The following is a 14,184-nucleotide window of genomic DNA, read 5'->3' as shown; positions in this document are numbered from 1 at the left end:
TCACGTCACGACGAGACACAGGTGTCGACGCGCTGGACAACGTTGTCCGGAGATCTGGGCGAGGAAGGCGCAGCCACGACACCGTGGAAGGAGGAGTCATGAGGCCGGTCGAGGAGTCGGGAGCCGTGACGTGACCACGGTGGTGCTCGGGATCGACAGCTCGACGCAGTCGTGCACCGTCGAGGTGCGTGATCTCGAGGACGGGAGGCTGCTGTCCACCGTCCGGACACCTCACCCACCGACCACCCCACCGGTGAGTGAGCAGGATCCCGAGGCCTGGTGGCAGGCGCTCGTCGCAGCAGTTCGGCAGGCCATGACCGACCCGTCGTGGCAGGTGGTCGGCATCGCGGTCGGTGCACAGTGCCATGGCCTGGTCGTCACCGACACCGACGGCCGCTCCCTGCGGAAGGCCAAGCTGTGGAACGACACCACCTCCGCGTCACAGGCGGCAGCGCTGGTGGAACGCCACGGCGCTGCCTGGTGGGCACAGGAGATCGGCCTGGTACCGTCCGCCGCCCACACCGTCACCAAGGTGGCGTGGCTGGCCGAGCATGAACCGGAAACGCTCGCCCGAGGACGTCGGCTCTTCGTCCCCCACGACTGGTTGACCCACCGGCTCACCGGCAACCACTGCTCGGACCGGTCGGACTCCTCCGGGACCGGCTACTTCTCCGCCGAGACGATGCAGTGGCGCACCGACATCCTCACCGAGGCCGCCGGTGAACGTGACTGGCAGGCCATGCTGCCCGTCGTGCTCGGCCCAGACGAGCCTGCCGGTGAGCTGCTTCCTGCTGCAGCCGAGGAACTCGGGATCGCACCCGGTGCCGTGGTCGCCCCCGGCGGTGGTGACCAACATCTGGCGGCACAGGGCATCGGACTGGAGGTTGGGGACGTCGCCTGGAGCCTCGGCACCTCCGGGGTGGTCCTCGCCACCGTCACGGACCCGGTGGTGGACGTCACCGGGGGTGTCGACGGCCTCGCCAACGTGACCGGTGGCTACCTGCCACTGGCCTGCACCCTCAACTGCACGAAGGTGACCGACACCTTTGCCCACCTGCTGGGCGTCGACCACACCGAGTTCGCACGGCTGGCACTGGCTGCCGCACCGAGCGTGGATCGCCCCCTGCTCGCCGCCTTCCTCGACGGGGAGCGCACCCCTCGCCTGCCCTGGGCCACCGGGCTGCTCGGCGGGATCACCACCACCATGACCCGCGAGCAGCTGGCACTGTCCGCCGTCGAGGGGGTCTGTCTCGGGCTGCTCCGCGGAGAACGGGCGCTGGAGCGGGCGACCACCCCGGTCACAGGACGCACCCTGCTCATCGGCGGGGCAGCCCGGTCCGAGGCCTACCGACAGGTGATCGCCGACCTCACCGGACGTGACAGCGTCACCGTCGATGCCCCGGAGGGCACCGCACGGGGAGCCGCCATCCAGGCAGCAGCCATCGTCCAGAGGGTGGGCGTGGCCGAGCAGACCCGGCTGTGGCGGCCTGTTGAGACCTCCCGAACCCACCCGAGGACCGACCGCACCGACGTCTGGGAGCGCTACGAAGCGCTGGCCGACGTGCAGGCCACCGGCCCGATCCATCCCGGAACCGCCACCTGAGTGAAAGGAAGAACCATGCCCGACCTGCCAGAGACCATGAGGGCGAGCGTGCTCAGAGCCGTCAAGGACATCGCCGTCGAGGAACGTCCCACTCCTGTCCCCGAACCCGACGAGGTGCTGGTCCGCGTCGCCTCCGTCGGGGTCTGCGGCTCGGACGTCCACTACTACGAACACGGGGCGATCGGTCCCTTCGTCGTCAGGCAACCGATCATCCTCGGCCACGAACTGAGCGGTCGGATCGCCGCTGTCGGAAGTGATGTCGATCCTGCCCGGATCGGTCAGCGGGTGGCCGTCGAGCCCCAACGTCCCTGCCGGGTGTGCGAGTACTGTCGCTCCGGGGCCTACAACCTGTGCCCGAGGATGGAGTTCTACGCCACCCCACCCGTCGACGGAGCCTTCTGCGAGTACGTCGTCATCCAGGACGACTTCGCCTTCGAGATCCCGGAATCCATCAGCGACGACGCCGCGGCCCTCATGGAGCCCCTGTCCGTGGGGATCGCGGCCGTCCAGAAAGCCGGGGTGGGCATCGGGGACACGGTGCTGATCGCCGGTGGTGGCCCCATCGGGGTCATCACCGCGCAGGTGGCCAGGGCCTTCGGGGCCACCGACGTGGTGGTCTCCGACATCGATCCCGGGCGGCGGCAGCTGGCCGCGGGCCACGGCTTCCGCGTCGTCGACCCGGCGGTGACCAGCACCGAGAGGATGGGGGCGCACGCCTTCATCGACGCCTCCGGGGCCACGCCGGCGATCATCACTGGAGTGCGCTCGGTGCGTCCCGGCGGTGTCGTCGTGCTGGTCGGCAGCGCTGATGAGATCCCCCTCTCGGTCGCTGACATCGCGATGAAGGAGATCGTGGTCACCGGCATTTTCCGCTACACCAACACCTGGCCGATCGCGCGGGACCTGTTGACCTCGGGCAAGGTGGAGCTCGACTCGTTGGTCACCCACGTCTACGGCCTGGACCAGGTGGAGGCCGCCCTCACCGGGGAGGGCGCCACCGGTTCCCTGAAGCGGATCGTCAGGCCCCGGGTGGCTCGGATCGAGGAGCACGACGTTAGGGCAGGCCGTGGCTGAGACCCTGCTGCGTGTCGAGGGGATCTCCAAGTCCTTTCCCGGGGTCAGGGCGCTCACTGACGTGACCTTCGAGGTCCGGCCCGGTACCGTCCACGCCCTGTGTGGTGAGAACGGGGCGGGCAAGTCCACCCTGATGAAGATCATCAACGGCATCCACCAGCCGGATGCGGGAACCATCTTCATGGGGGATGCGCCCGTGCGGATCAAGAACCCCGTCGAGGCCCGGGCCCGGGGCGTCGCGATGATCGCCCAGGAACTCAACCACGTGCCGGAGATGACCGTTGCGGAGAGTTTCTTCCTAGGACGGCTCCCGACCCGTCTCGGGCGGGTGGACTGGCGGCGGATGAGACGCGAGGCCGCCCAGATCCTGCAGGCCGAGGGTATGGAACTGTCGGTCAACCGGAGGCTTTCGTCTCTGACCGTCTCGGAGATCCAGACCTTGGAGATCCTGAGGGCCGTCCACCACAGCGCCGAGGTGTTCATCATGGACGAGCCCACCTCCGCCATCGCGCACAAGGAGGTGGCCTCGCTGTTCCGCAAGATCAGAGCGCTGCGGGACCAGGGCAAGGCGGTCATCTACATCTCTCACAAGATGGACGAGGTCTTCGAGCTGGCCGATGACATCACCATCCTGCGGGACGGGGCCGTCGTCAGTTCCCAGCGGGCTGACGAGATCACCCTGGACCAGGTCATCACCCAGATGGTCGGACGTGCCCTCGACCACCAGTCGTACCCGAAACGGGAAGTGCCCATCGGCGACGTGGTGCTCAGGGTGGATGGCCTACACACCGCGACCCAGTTCGAGGACATCACCTTCGAGATCCGGGCCGGGGAGATCGTCGGGCTGGCCGGGTTGATCGGCGCCGGGCGTTCCGAGGTGGTCCGGGCGATCGTCGGACTCGACCCCCTCGACGGCGGGCTGGTCGAGGTGGCGGGCCGCCCGGTGCGGATCTCCTCACCGAGGGACGCGTTGCGTCACGGTGTCGCGATGCTGAGTGAGGACCGGCGGCTGGTCGGGATCGTTCCCGAGCTCAGCATCAGGAAGAACGCCACCCTGGCCAGCCTGAGGAAGGTCATCCACGGCGGCTTCACCCATGCCGTCGAGGAGCGACGGCTGGTGTCGGAGTTCTTCTCCCGGATGCAGGTCAAGGCACCAAGCCTCGAGACCAGGATCTCAGCGCTCAGCGGGGGCAACCAGCAGAAGGTGTTGCTGGCCCGGTGGCTGATCGCGGACCCGACGGTGCTGCTGCTGGATGAACCCACCCGGGGTATCGACGTCGGCGCCAAGTTCGAGATCTACAAGATCATGACCGACCTGGCGAGGCAGGGCCGGGGCATTCTCATGATCTCCTCCGAACTCCCGGAACTCATCGGCATGTGTGACCGGATCCACGTCATGTCGAGGGGGCGACTCACCGCCGAGCTGTCCCGTGCGGAGTTCTCCCAGAAAACCATCCTCAAACATGCGATGAACAGGATCGAGGCCCAGTCATGTCGTTCTCACTGAGGGAGGCCGACTTCGGCCGGTACTCCATCTTCGTCGTCCTGGTTCTGGTGCTCGGCGTCGCGACGCTGCTGAGCCCGAACTTCCTCACCACCGACAACATCCTCAACGTGCTCCGCCAGGTGGCGGTCATCACCATCCTCGCCTATGGGGCGATGACCCTCATCATCGGCGGCATGATCGATCTGTCCGCAGGATCGGTGATGGCCTTCGCCGGAGTGGTGGCCGTGATGGTCCACAAGGCCACCGGCAACATCCTGCTCGGAGCGCTCTCCGGAATCGCCGTCGGGGTGGCCTGCAACCTGTTCAACGCGTTCTTCGTCGCGGTGATGAGGACCCCTGCCTTCATCGTGACCCTGGGCATGATGCTCATCGCCCGGGGAGCGGTGCTGGAGATCACCAACGGACAGAACGTCCTCCAGCTCGGTGACTTCGTGCTCATCGGGCAGGGGATGTGGGGCTGGATCCCGGTGCCCGCGATGATCCTGCTGGTGGTCACCGTCGTCATCTGGTACCTGATGGGCCACACCCGCTACGGACGCTCCGTCTACGCCGTCGGCGGCAATGAGGAGGCCTCCCGTGCCGCGGGCATCCCCGTGGCACGGGTGAAGTTCCAGGCGTTCATCGTCAACGGGATCCTGGTCGGCATCGCCGGTGTGATCTTCATGTCCCGGGTCAACGCCGGGCTGCCCAATGCAGGGGTCGGCTACGAGCTGCAGGCGATCACCGCCCCGATCATCGGTGGTACCAGCTTCTCCGGAGGTGTGGGAACCACCATCGGCACCCTCGCCGGGGCCCTCATCGTCGGTGTGCTCAGCAACATCATGAACCTCATCGGGATCGGCTCCTACATCCAGCAGATCGTCATGGGGGCGATCATCGTCGGCGCCGTGTCCTACGACGTGTGGAGCAAACGCGGCAGGACCCGAACCACCATCCTCGGACCCAGGACCTTTGAGCTTGAACCCGATCCGTCACCCCCCGACCCTCCTGAGCGAAGCAGCCAGGACCACCGAGAAAGGAACACCCGATGAAAAAGCTCACACGCACCCTCCTCACCGCCGTCGCCGGAGCGCTGTCCGTGGCGCTCACGGCCTGCTCGATCACGACGAACACCCCGGGCTCGAGTTCGTCCAACGCGCCGCGCGAGTCGAAGTCGTCCTACCGGGTGGCCTACATCGCCCGCGCCCAGGTGGACTCGTTCGCCGCCTGGCTCGCCAACGAGATGAAGCTCGAGGCCGAGAAGAACTACCCGCACATCACGCTGGAGATCTCCGACGGTCAGGCTGACGACGAGGTGCAGAACAAACTCATCGAGACCGCGATCGCGAACAAGTACGATGCGATCATCATCCAGCCGAACAACGGTGAGGCGCAGCGCCCCTACATCGAACAGGCCGTCGCCTCCGGCAGCGTGGTCATCACCACCAACCCGCGTGTGGAGAACATCGCCGGTGCCTCATCGGTTGATGCCAACCCCTATGACCAGGGGGCGGAGACCGCGAAGCTCGCCCTCGAACAGGTCCCACAGGGTGCAAAGGTCGTCGTCCTCAACGGCCCCGGCGGCAACTTCCATAGCACCGCCCGTCGCGAGGCCTGGCAGAAGGAATTCTTCGACAAGCGCAAGGACGTCGAGATCGTCGCCGAGAACATCGCGAACTGGAACAAGGACGAGGCGCTCAGACTGATGGAGGACTGGTCGCTGGCCAATCCGCAGATCGACGCGATCATCTCCATGAACGACAACATGGCCGCGGGAGCCCTGGAGGCGGTCAAGGGCAAGGCAGGGTTCGAGAACATCCTCGCCTACGGTGTCGACGGTACCCCGGAGGCCTGTCTGCTCATCGAGGCGGGAACGATGACGGCCTCCACCCTGCAGAACGCCCAGGAACTGGCCCAGCTCAACATGAAGGCGGTCAATGACCTGCTGAACGGCACGGAGCAGGAGATCAACGTCGATGTCGGCAACCCGCTCATCACCAAGGACAACGTCAGTGAGTACGTCGAGCTGTACAAGAAGGCCGGGCTGATCGAGGGGTGATGACATGAGTGTGTTGGACAGATTCCGGTTGGACGGCATGACGGCCTTGGTCACCGGGGCGGCACGTGGCCTGGGACGCCAGTTCGCGCACTCCTTGGCCGAGGCCGGGGCCGAGGTGATCGTGCACGCAAGAGCCGTGGAGCAGGCCGAGACGGTGCGGCAGGAACTGGCGACGTCGGGGTTCACCGCCCACGCCGTGGCCGGGGACCTGCTGGACCGCCGGTCCGTGGGACGGATGGTGGCCGAGGCCATCGATCAGGCGGGCCGTATCGACATCTTGGTCAACAACGCCGGGACCTGCATCCACGGTGATGCGTTGGAGGTCAGTGATGAGGACTGGAGCCACGTCGTCGACACCAACCTCACGGCGCTGTGGTGGGTGTCCAAGGACGTCGGGGCCCACATGGTCTCCCGGGGGAGTGGACGCATCGTCAACATCGGTTCGATCTCGGCACAGATCGTCAACCGCCCTCAGATTCAGCCGGCCTACAACGCCTCCAAGGCAGCCGTGCACCACCTGACCCGTTCTCTCGGGGCGGAGTGGGCGCCGTTCGGGGTGCGGGTGAACGCGGTCGCGCCCGGCTATGTCAAGACCGACATGTCCCCGGTGGAGGAGCCTCGGTTCCGGCGTCACTGGATCGAGGACGCGCCGCAACGTCGCTACGCGCTGCCGGAGGAGATCGCGCCCGCCGTGGTGTTCCTCGCCTCCGATGCGGCCAGCTTCATGTCAGGATCGATCGTGGTGGTCGACGGCGGTTACACGCTGTTCTGATCTGATCCAGCTGTCGTGCGTGGGCCGGTCATCGCGACGAGGAGTCGTCAAGTCCCCCGGCACAAACGGGGAAAGGTGCACCAGGTCCACGCACGGCTGCATGAACGTGCAGCAGGCTTGCCGAAACCGGGCGGGTCGGGTTGGCTCTTCGCAATGCGTCCGCACCTGGGCGCACGTGACAGAGTCGTCAGGAATGGAGCCTGAGAGTTGGGAACCATATTTCTCTCCGAAACCGTCGGGTCGATGCTGCTGCTCCTCATGGGCTGTGGTGTCGTCGCCAACACGGCCCTGGCCAGGACCAAGGGGAACGGCACCGGGTTCCTCTTCGTCAACTGGGGCTGGGGCATCGGTGTGTTCATCGGTGTCATCGCCGCCTACAAGTCCGGGGGGCATCTCAACCCGGCCGTCACCTTCGGGTTGCTCGCCAGCGGCGAGACCGAGATGGGTGGGCATCCGGTCAGTGCTGGACTCATCGCCGCCTACCTGGGTGGTCAGTTGCTCGGTGCCATGCTGGGTGCCCTGCTGGCCTGGGTGGCCTACAAGCAGCACTTCGACGAGGAGCCGGAGGCGGCCAGCAAACTGGCCGTGTTCGCCACCTCACCGGGGATCCGCAACCCACTGTTCAACGTCGCGACCGAGGCCATCGGCACCTTCGTGCTGGTCTTCGGCGTGATCGCGGCCGGGAGGTTCACCGCGGCCGCAGGAGGTGAACCGGCGAATCTCGGATGGCTCGGTGCCCTCGGTGTCGCACTGCTCGTGTTCGGCATCGGTGTCTCACTGGGTGGTCCCACCGGGTACGCCATCAACCCGACGCGTGACCTCGGGCCCCGCATCATGCATGCCATCCTGCCCATCAAGGGCAAGGGCGACTCGGACTGGGGATACTCCTGGGTCCCTGTCGTCGGCCCGATCATCGGTGGTGTCGTCGCCGGTCTGCTGGCCGGCCCGCTGCTGCCCTGACCCCACTGTCCTCAAGGAGAAGACATGACTGAGAAGAAGTACGTTCTCGCCATCGACCAGGGGACCACGTCGTCCCGCGCCATCATCTTCGACCACGCCGGGAGGATCGTCTCGGTCGGGCAGAAGGAGCACGAGCAGATCTTCCCGCGTGCGGGATGGGTGGAACATGACGCCATCGAGATCTGGGAGAACGTCCGCGAGGTCGTCGCCCAAGCCCTGGCCAAGGCGGAACTGAACAAGGAGAACCTGGCCGCCGTCGGGATCACCAACCAGCGTGAGACGACGCTGGTGTGGGACCGCACCACGGGGGAGCCGGTGTACAACGCCATCGTGTGGCAGGACACCCGCACCCAGAGGATCGTCGATGAGCTGGGTGGTGAGGTCGGGGCCGACCGGTACAAGGACCGGGTCGGGCTGCCGTTGGCCACCTATTTCGCCGGGCCGAAGGTGAAGTGGATCCTCGACAACGTCGAGGGTGCCAGGGAACGCGCCGAGGCCGGGGACCTGGTGATGGGAACCATGGACACCTGGGTGCTGTGGAACCTCACCGGTGGGGTGGGCGGCGGGGTCCACGTCACCGATGTCACCAACGCCTCGCGCACCATGCTGATGGATCTGCGCACCCTCGACTGGGATCCTGAGATCGCCGCCGACATGGGCATCCCGATGTCGATGCTGCCGACGATCAAGTCGTCGGCCGAGGTCTACGGCGTGGGCCGTGCCCAGGGACTGCTGGCCGGTGTCCCGGTCGCCGGGATCCTCGGCGATCAGCAGGCCGCGACCTTCGGACAGGCCTGCTTCGAGAAGGGCATGGCGAAGAACACCTACGGCACGGGCTGCTTCATGCTCATCAACACCGGCGAGGAGATCGTGCCGTCGAAGAACGGGCTGCTCACCACCGTCTGCTACCAGATCGGTGATGCCAAACCGATCTACGCCCTGGAGGGTTCCATCGCCGTGGCCGGGTCGCTGGTGCAGTGGCTGCGTGACAACCTGCGCATGTTCGACTCCGCCCCGGAGATCGAGCAACTGGCCACCACCGTCGAGGACAACGGCGGGGCGTACGTGGTCCCGGCCTTCTCCGGCCTGTTCGCCCCGTACTGGCGTTCCGACGCTCGGGGTGCCATCGTCGGGCTCACCCGGTACGTCAACCGGGGACACATCGCCCGTGCGGTCCTGGAGGCCACAGCCTTCCAGACCCGCGAGGTGCTGGATGCGATGGAGGCGGACTCCGGGGTGAGGCTGGCGGAGCTGAAGGTCGACGGTGGCATGACCGCCAACGAGACCCTGATGCAGTTCCAGGCCGACCAACTCGGGGTCGACGTGGTGCGCCCGGTGGTCGCGGAGACCACGGCGCTCGGCGCCGCCTATGCGGCTGGCATCGCCGTCGGGTTCTGGAGTGGCGAGCAGGATGTCATCGACAACTGGGCCGAGGACAAGCGCTGGACCCCGGCGATGGCCGATGACGAACGCGCTCGGCTGTACCGCAACTGGAAGAAGGCCGTCACCAAGACCTTCGACTGGATGGACGACGACGTCGTCGAGTGATCGACGGCTCACCAGGCCCCGCACCGGCAACCGGTGCGGGGCCTCCTGTTTTCTTTTCCACTGCTCACACCGGGTCCGGAGCTTGGCTGTAGGGTCCGTGTCAAGACCTCTCTTTTCCCGTTGGTCGAGCCGGTTTCCGGAGCTTGCGGAGGAAACCGTGTCGAGACCCTTGGTGCGTGGTGCTGGTGTTTGGGTTGAGTGGGCGCCCTCGCGAGGTCTCGAGCTGGGCTGCTCGCTTCGTGGTGCAGCCCAGCTCGATCAGCGGAGAAAAGGTCGGGCTCGGTCAGCGGTGTGGGGTCACAGGCCGAGGTTGGTGAGGATCTGGCCGTCCTTGACGACGGTGACCACGGCTCCGGTTGCCTTGCCCTTGGTGAGGACATCGGGGAGTGTCCCGTCGAGCCAGGAATCGAGGTCGGTCTTGGTCAGTTCGTGGGTTTCGGCTGGTGGCTCGACCGGTGGGGGTGGGGCTGTGGGTGGGCTGCTGCAGGCACTGAGCAGGGCCAGTGTTGCGAGGATCAGGACGGCGCACAGGCGTCGTGGGAGCGTTCTCATGTGTTCCAGTCTCTCGGGGCGGGTGCCTGTGCACCAGAGCCCTGAGACCGAACCCGGGCTACGACTTCTGCTGTGGTCACTGCGTTGTCTGTCGGACCAGCGGGGGAGGGCCCCGGTCCGGCCGTCGCCCCGAGGATCCTCAGCGGCCCGACAGCCGAGACCTTCCCTTCCCGCTGCTCGAGCCGGTTGCCGGGGCCTGGTGTGGAAAGCCTGGCGTGACCAAGCGGGAGAGTGTCACAGCCTCCGGGCCGGGGCTCCTGGGCGGGTGACCAGCGTCGAGGCCCGGTCCTTGAGCTGTGGGAACTCGGCGATGTAGCGCTCCAGCCAGGCCGTGGCGAAGGCGTCGGCCTCGTCGGTTCGGACCAGTGCCCACACCGAGCCGCCGAAACCGGCCCCGAAACTGGCTGCCGCCTTCGCCCCCAGCTCTCGGGCCAGCTGCTGCAGCCTGATGGTCTCCGGCACCTGGTTGCCGAGGTTGACCTCCGCATTGTGCTGGGAGCGGTCCGCCAGTTCCCCGAACCGGTCCAGGTCGCCGTCACCGAGGGCCGCCACTGCGGCCGGGATCAACTCCTCCGACTCGGTGAGGAAGGCCCTCAGGCGGGCGCTCAGCTCGTCGTCGTGGGCGACGACGGCGTGAATCCCCTCCCAGGCGTCCTCATCCCCGGCCAGCACGTCACCGATGGTGACGGCCTCATCACCGGTGGCGTCGTTCCACGCCGCCACGATCTCCCGGGTCAGCAGCGAGGCCCGGTTGTAGGACTCCAGGGCCGCACCGGTCTTCTCCGCCAACACCCCGCTCACCCCGACGACGAAGGTCCATCTCGTGGGGAAGGAGACCGTCTCCCCCTCGCGGATCGGGCAGAACCGGAACCGGGTGAGCGCATCGGCACGACAGCACAGCATCGCGGTGTGGTCCTCGGAGCCGCCGAAGGTGCCGACCCCCTTCTCCCCGGCGAGCGTGCCGAAGCTCATCCCGTTCTCGAAGCAGGCCATGTACCCGGCCAGGTCGATCTCAGAGGTGATGTTCGCCCGCCACTCGTCGCGGTCACGGAAGGAGTTGTGGTCGATGAGCGCCAGCGCCAGGGCCACCACCAGTGCTGAACTCGACGACATCCCGGAGGCCAGCGGCAGCGTCGAGTCGACGGTGATGCGGGCGGGCCGCAGCTCCCCGAAGTTGAGCCGCAACCGGTCGATGACCGCCTGAAGGTAGCCGCCCCAGTGCCCGGCGGGCAGATCGTTCGGCTCACCCGGGACCAGGGTCAGTTCCTCACCCGGGGCGGCCGTCGTCGTCGCGGAGATGCCTGACGTGGCGTCGGTCAGCTCGACGGTGATGCCCAGATCCACCGCGGCCAGCAGGGAGTTGCCGCCGGCGTAGTCGGTGTGGGTGCCGAAGACCTCCAGACGCCCCGGCACGAACCAGCGGATCACAGCCTCACCTGCTTGTCCCCCAACGCCTCGATGACGGAGGCGATGTCGCCGCGGTTCGACATGTCCAGCACGCCGTGATCGGCCTTGACGACGGTGTACGGGTCGCCGTGGTCGATGGCCCAGCGCACCGCGTCGGTGATCTCGTACTCACCGCGCGCGGACCTCGGGATGGCCCGGGCGGCGTCGAAGATGGCAGGGGAGCACAGCCAGCAGTTCATGGAGATCACCACGTCCTCGCCCAACCGTTCGATCGTGGCGGCATCTGGTTTCTCCACCAGTTCGGCCAGGTGACCGTGCTCGTCAGTGGTGGCCAGCGCGAAGGCGGCGATCCGCTCGGCCGGGATGTTGGAGCGGGTGAGCATCGCCTGACGGGTGAAACCGACCAGCGCCGAGCCCTCGACGTCGGCCAGCAGGGCCAGCGCCTCGGTCGGGTAGTGGTTGTCGGAGTTGATGACCAGCACGCGGTCGGAGCCTGCGAACTCCTCGGCGGCGAGCACGGCGTTCGCGGTGCCGAGCGGCTCGGCCTGGACGGCGTAGGAGATGGTCACGCGCTCCTTGGGCGCGGAGTCGTAGTGGTCGCGGATGAGGTCGTGCTCCGGGCCTATCACCAGGCAGACCTCGGTGAACCCGGCATCCGCGAGGGACGAGATGACATGGTCCAGGAAGGGGCGCCCGTCCAGGGAGATCATCGCCTTGACCCCTGCATCGGCGGCCTGCTGCTGCTCGGCGGTGAGCTCCACCCCCTCGGCGGCCTTGCGCATCCTCGACCCGAGCCCACGGGCGAGGATGACGGCCTTGTGTGGTGCGGTGGAACTGTGCGGTGCAGTGGTCGAACCCATGCTCACAGCCTATTTCGGCTGCGCGATCCGGTCACTTCTGGTCAGAAACTGCACAGATCACATGGCGGGCCGCGCTGTCGAGCAGCAGGGCCATCGAGCGGGCACCCGGATCGACGTGCCCGAGGCTCGCCTGGCCGAAATGGGCGGCCCGGCCCCGCCGGGAGACCATGTCCGCCGTGGCCTCGGCTCCGGCATGGGCGGCCGCGACGGCAGTCCGGAGGGCTCCGGGCAGGTCGGTCGGGTCAGCCGCCTCCAATGCAGCCACCGCCGGGTCGAGGGCGTCCACGATGGTCGCATCCCCCGGGACGGCCCGCCCCCGGGCCTGGATGGAGGCGAGCCCCGCCCGCAGGGCAGCGGCGATGGCGGGGACGCTGGGAGGCGAGGCCCACAGTTGTCCCACCTTGAGGAAGAAGGTGCCGTACAGCGGCCCGGAGGCGCCTCCCACGCTGCTGACCAGGGCGAGCCCCACCTTGCCGAGGTGCGCTGCGGCGCTCTGGTCGGCCTCCGGGGGGATCGTGGCGGCGGTGGTGAGTCCTCGGGCCATGTTGGTGCCGTGATCGCCGTCGCCGATGGCGGCGTCCAGCGAGTCGAGCTCCAGCAGATGGTCCTCGAACTCCTGGCTGGCGGCCGTCAGCCAACTCGCGACGGCCGGGGATCCGGTCAGCATGTGTGTCCTTCCACGGGTTGGGTCAGCGCAGGCCGCGCAGGAAGTCGTCGTCATCGTCAGGGCCCTTGGGGCGGGGCGGTCGGGGCTGCCGGACGGGGCGTCCGGCGAAGAACCAGCCCAGGGGGCCGATGACCGGGGCGAAGATGAAGGCCAGGGCCCAGGCGGCGCGAGGCATGAGCCGGACCCTGTCCTCACGGGACTGGGAGAGGTCGACGAGGCAGTACACGCTGAGCGCGATCGCCGCGACGTAGACAAGGATCCGGAGCACCTGACCAGTCTAGAGGATGTGACCCGGGATCACCCGGTGACGACGCCAGCTGCACGGCCCGGCCCCCACGGACCCCGCTCAACGTCAACTCGCGGGTCGTGCTCGATGGGGGCGGGCGGTGGAGCCGTGGCGGTCTTTTCGGATGGAGTCCTGAATACTGCTTGTCGTCGTACTCATGGACGAATATGATGGGGGTGTGAGACACGCATCCCGGGCCCGAGTCCCCATCAGCCAGCCGGAGCTGGACCTGCCGGAGCTGCCCCGGTGCGTGCCCGCACGACGGCGTCGCCGTCCGGTCCCCGTCGAGGTGTCCACCCCGGTCCCGGTGGCGGAGCAGCCCGGTTTCGACTTCGACGAGACCCCCGGTGACGTTCCCCTGCTGGACCGTTACGGATTGCGGGCGATGGAGCACTGGCGGCACCACGCACCCCCGCACCACCGTGAGGTGGCCGAGCCCAGGCGCTTCTTCGCAGAGCTGGGGGAGAGGCTCGCCAGCCGGGTCACCCAGCTGGCGGTCCCCCTCGAGCAGCAGCTCCCGGCCGACCTGCCTGCCGTGGAACGGATCGAGCAGGTGACCCGGATCCGCTCCCAGGCAGAGGAGGTGGCCCTGGTCGAGCAGCTCCAGGTGATCCAGGACCTGAGCCTGGCCGAGGAGCGGCAGCTTGCGGAGCTCCTCGGCGCACTGCCCGCCTGCGAGTTGATCGACGACGAGCTGCTCCGCTTCGACGACCAGGTGGCGCAGGGACGTGAACTGGAGGGGCAGGGGGCCACCACCGTCGCCGAGGAGGCCTGTCGGGCCAGGTTGACCCGGCTGCAGGGCTTGCTCGCGGTGGCCAACGACCCGGACCAGGCGGTGCCGCAGCGGATCCTGGCCGCCGAGGAGGCCGCGGTGATCCGGGATATGCTCACATGGCGTACCTGATGCAGG

14 protein-coding genes are annotated in these 14,184 nt (G+C 67.5%); 9 read left to right on the top strand and 5 right to left on the bottom strand.

Features of this window, described 5'->3' with window-relative positions; all coding sequences use genetic code 11:
* The first annotated feature begins 130 nt into the window (after nt 1-130).
* From EII34_RS12600 to glpK, 8 genes are all read left to right on the top strand, one after another.
* Nucleotides 131-1,603, top strand: coding sequence for a xylulokinase (locus tag EII34_RS12600; protein WP_185711329.1), 1,473 nt, complete (start codon nt 131-133; stop codon nt 1,601-1,603).
* Between the two features lie 15 nt (nt 1,604-1,618).
* Nucleotides 1,619-2,677, top strand: a complete 1,059-nt coding sequence (locus EII34_RS12595) for an NAD(P)-dependent alcohol dehydrogenase (RefSeq protein WP_124845522.1) — start codon at nt 1,619-1,621, stop codon at nt 2,675-2,677.
* Nucleotides 2,670-4,184 carry a sugar ABC transporter ATP-binding protein gene (locus EII34_RS12590; RefSeq protein WP_124845521.1) on the top strand — a complete coding sequence of 505 codons (1,515 nt, stop codon included), beginning with the start codon at nt 2,670-2,672 and terminating at the stop codon, nt 4,182-4,184. Before EII34_RS12595 ends, EII34_RS12590 begins: the two co-directional genes overlap by 8 nt.
* Nucleotides 4,169-5,215, top strand: coding sequence for an ABC transporter permease (locus EII34_RS12585; protein ID WP_124845520.1), 1,047 nt, complete (start codon nt 4,169-4,171; stop codon nt 5,213-5,215). The genes EII34_RS12590 and EII34_RS12585 overlap by 16 nt, the downstream gene beginning before the upstream one ends.
* Nucleotides 5,212-6,222, top strand: a complete 1,011-nt coding sequence (locus EII34_RS12580) for a sugar ABC transporter substrate-binding protein (protein WP_124845519.1) — start codon at nt 5,212-5,214, stop codon at nt 6,220-6,222. Before EII34_RS12585 ends, EII34_RS12580 begins: the two co-directional genes overlap by 4 nt.
* A gap of 4 nt (nt 6,223-6,226) precedes the next feature.
* The gene (locus EII34_RS12575; RefSeq protein ID WP_124845518.1) at nt 6,227-6,994 is read left to right on the top strand and encodes an SDR family NAD(P)-dependent oxidoreductase; all 768 of its coding nucleotides are present in this window, start codon (nt 6,227-6,229) and stop codon (nt 6,992-6,994) included.
* 207 nt (nt 6,995-7,201) lie between these two features.
* A complete protein-coding gene (locus EII34_RS12570) occupies nt 7,202-7,954 on the top strand; it encodes an MIP/aquaporin family protein (RefSeq protein ID WP_124845517.1) in 753 nt (250 codons plus the stop codon).
* A 24-nt stretch (nt 7,955-7,978) separates the two neighbouring features.
* Nucleotides 7,979-9,502 carry a glycerol kinase GlpK gene (gene glpK / locus EII34_RS12565; RefSeq protein ID WP_124845516.1) on the top strand — a complete coding sequence of 508 codons (1,524 nt, stop codon included), beginning with the start codon at nt 7,979-7,981 and terminating at the stop codon, nt 9,500-9,502.
* 297 nt (nt 9,503-9,799) lie between these two features.
* On the opposite strand, the gene EII34_RS12560 is transcribed toward glpK, so the two are convergent.
* The 5 genes from EII34_RS12560 to EII34_RS12540 all read right to left on the bottom strand — a co-directional run bounded on the left by EII34_RS12560 (nt 9,800) and on the right by EII34_RS12540 (nt 13,256).
* Nucleotides 9,800-10,054, bottom strand: a complete 255-nt coding sequence (locus EII34_RS12560; protein WP_124845515.1) for a hypothetical protein — start codon at nt 10,052-10,054, stop codon at nt 9,800-9,802.
* Nucleotides 10,055-10,288: 234 nt separating this feature from the next.
* Complete coding sequence (locus EII34_RS12555) at nt 10,289-11,482, bottom strand: GHMP family kinase ATP-binding protein (protein ID WP_124845514.1); 1,194 nt, start codon at nt 11,480-11,482, stop codon at nt 10,289-10,291.
* Nucleotides 11,479-12,321 carry a nucleotidyltransferase family protein gene (locus EII34_RS12550; RefSeq protein WP_124845513.1) on the bottom strand — a complete coding sequence of 281 codons (843 nt, stop codon included), beginning with the start codon at nt 12,319-12,321 and terminating at the stop codon, nt 11,479-11,481. Before EII34_RS12550 ends, EII34_RS12555 begins: the two co-directional genes overlap by 4 nt.
* Before the next feature lie 31 nt (nt 12,322-12,352).
* Complete coding sequence (dhaL, locus tag EII34_RS12545; RefSeq protein WP_124845512.1) at nt 12,353-12,988, bottom strand: dihydroxyacetone kinase subunit DhaL; 636 nt, start codon at nt 12,986-12,988, stop codon at nt 12,353-12,355.
* A gap of 22 nt (nt 12,989-13,010) precedes the next feature.
* Complete coding sequence (locus tag EII34_RS12540; RefSeq protein WP_124845511.1) at nt 13,011-13,256, bottom strand: PLD nuclease N-terminal domain-containing protein; 246 nt, start codon at nt 13,254-13,256, stop codon at nt 13,011-13,013.
* 196 nt (nt 13,257-13,452) lie between these two features.
* Here EII34_RS12540 and EII34_RS12535 point away from each other — a divergent pair, with 196 nt between their 5' ends.
* Nucleotides 13,453-14,178, top strand: coding sequence for a hypothetical protein (locus EII34_RS12535; protein WP_124845510.1), 726 nt, complete (start codon nt 13,453-13,455; stop codon nt 14,176-14,178).
* The last annotated feature ends 6 nt before the right edge of the window (nt 14,179-14,184 follow it).

This window comes from Arachnia propionica (genome assembly GCF_003859805.1).
GTDB lineage: Bacteria > Actinomycetota > Actinomycetes > Propionibacteriales > Propionibacteriaceae > Arachnia > Arachnia propionica_C.
Note: the sequence above shows the minus strand (reverse complement) of the source record. Positions and strands in the feature narration are given on the sequence as shown.

What these genes read in the sequence shown, in the direction of transcription:
- EII34_RS12595 (WP_124845522.1), top strand. Translation starts at nt 1,619, where the DNA reads ATGCCCGACCTGCCAGAGACCATGAGGGCGAGCGTGCTCAGAGCCGTC.
- EII34_RS12585 (WP_124845520.1), top strand. Translation starts at nt 4,169, where the DNA reads ATGTCGTTCTCACTGAGGGAGGCCGACTTCGGCCGGTACTCCATCTTC.
- EII34_RS12580 (WP_124845519.1), top strand. Translation starts at nt 5,212, where the DNA reads ATGAAAAAGCTCACACGCACCCTCCTCACCGCCGTCGCCGGAGCGCTG.
- EII34_RS12575 (WP_124845518.1), top strand. Translation starts at nt 6,227, where the DNA reads ATGAGTGTGTTGGACAGATTCCGGTTGGACGGCATGACGGCCTTGGTC.
- glpK (WP_124845516.1), top strand. Translation starts at nt 7,979, where the DNA reads ATGACTGAGAAGAAGTACGTTCTCGCCATCGACCAGGGGACCACGTCG.
- EII34_RS12560 (WP_124845515.1), bottom strand. Translation starts at nt 10,054, where the DNA reads ATGAGAACGCTCCCACGACGCCTGTGCGCCGTCCTGATCCTCGCAACA.
- EII34_RS12550 (WP_124845513.1), bottom strand. Translation starts at nt 12,321, where the DNA reads ATGGGTTCGACCACTGCACCGCACAGTTCCACCGCACCACACAAGGCC.
- dhaL (WP_124845512.1), bottom strand. Translation starts at nt 12,988, where the DNA reads ATGCTGACCGGATCCCCGGCCGTCGCGAGTTGGCTGACGGCCGCCAGC.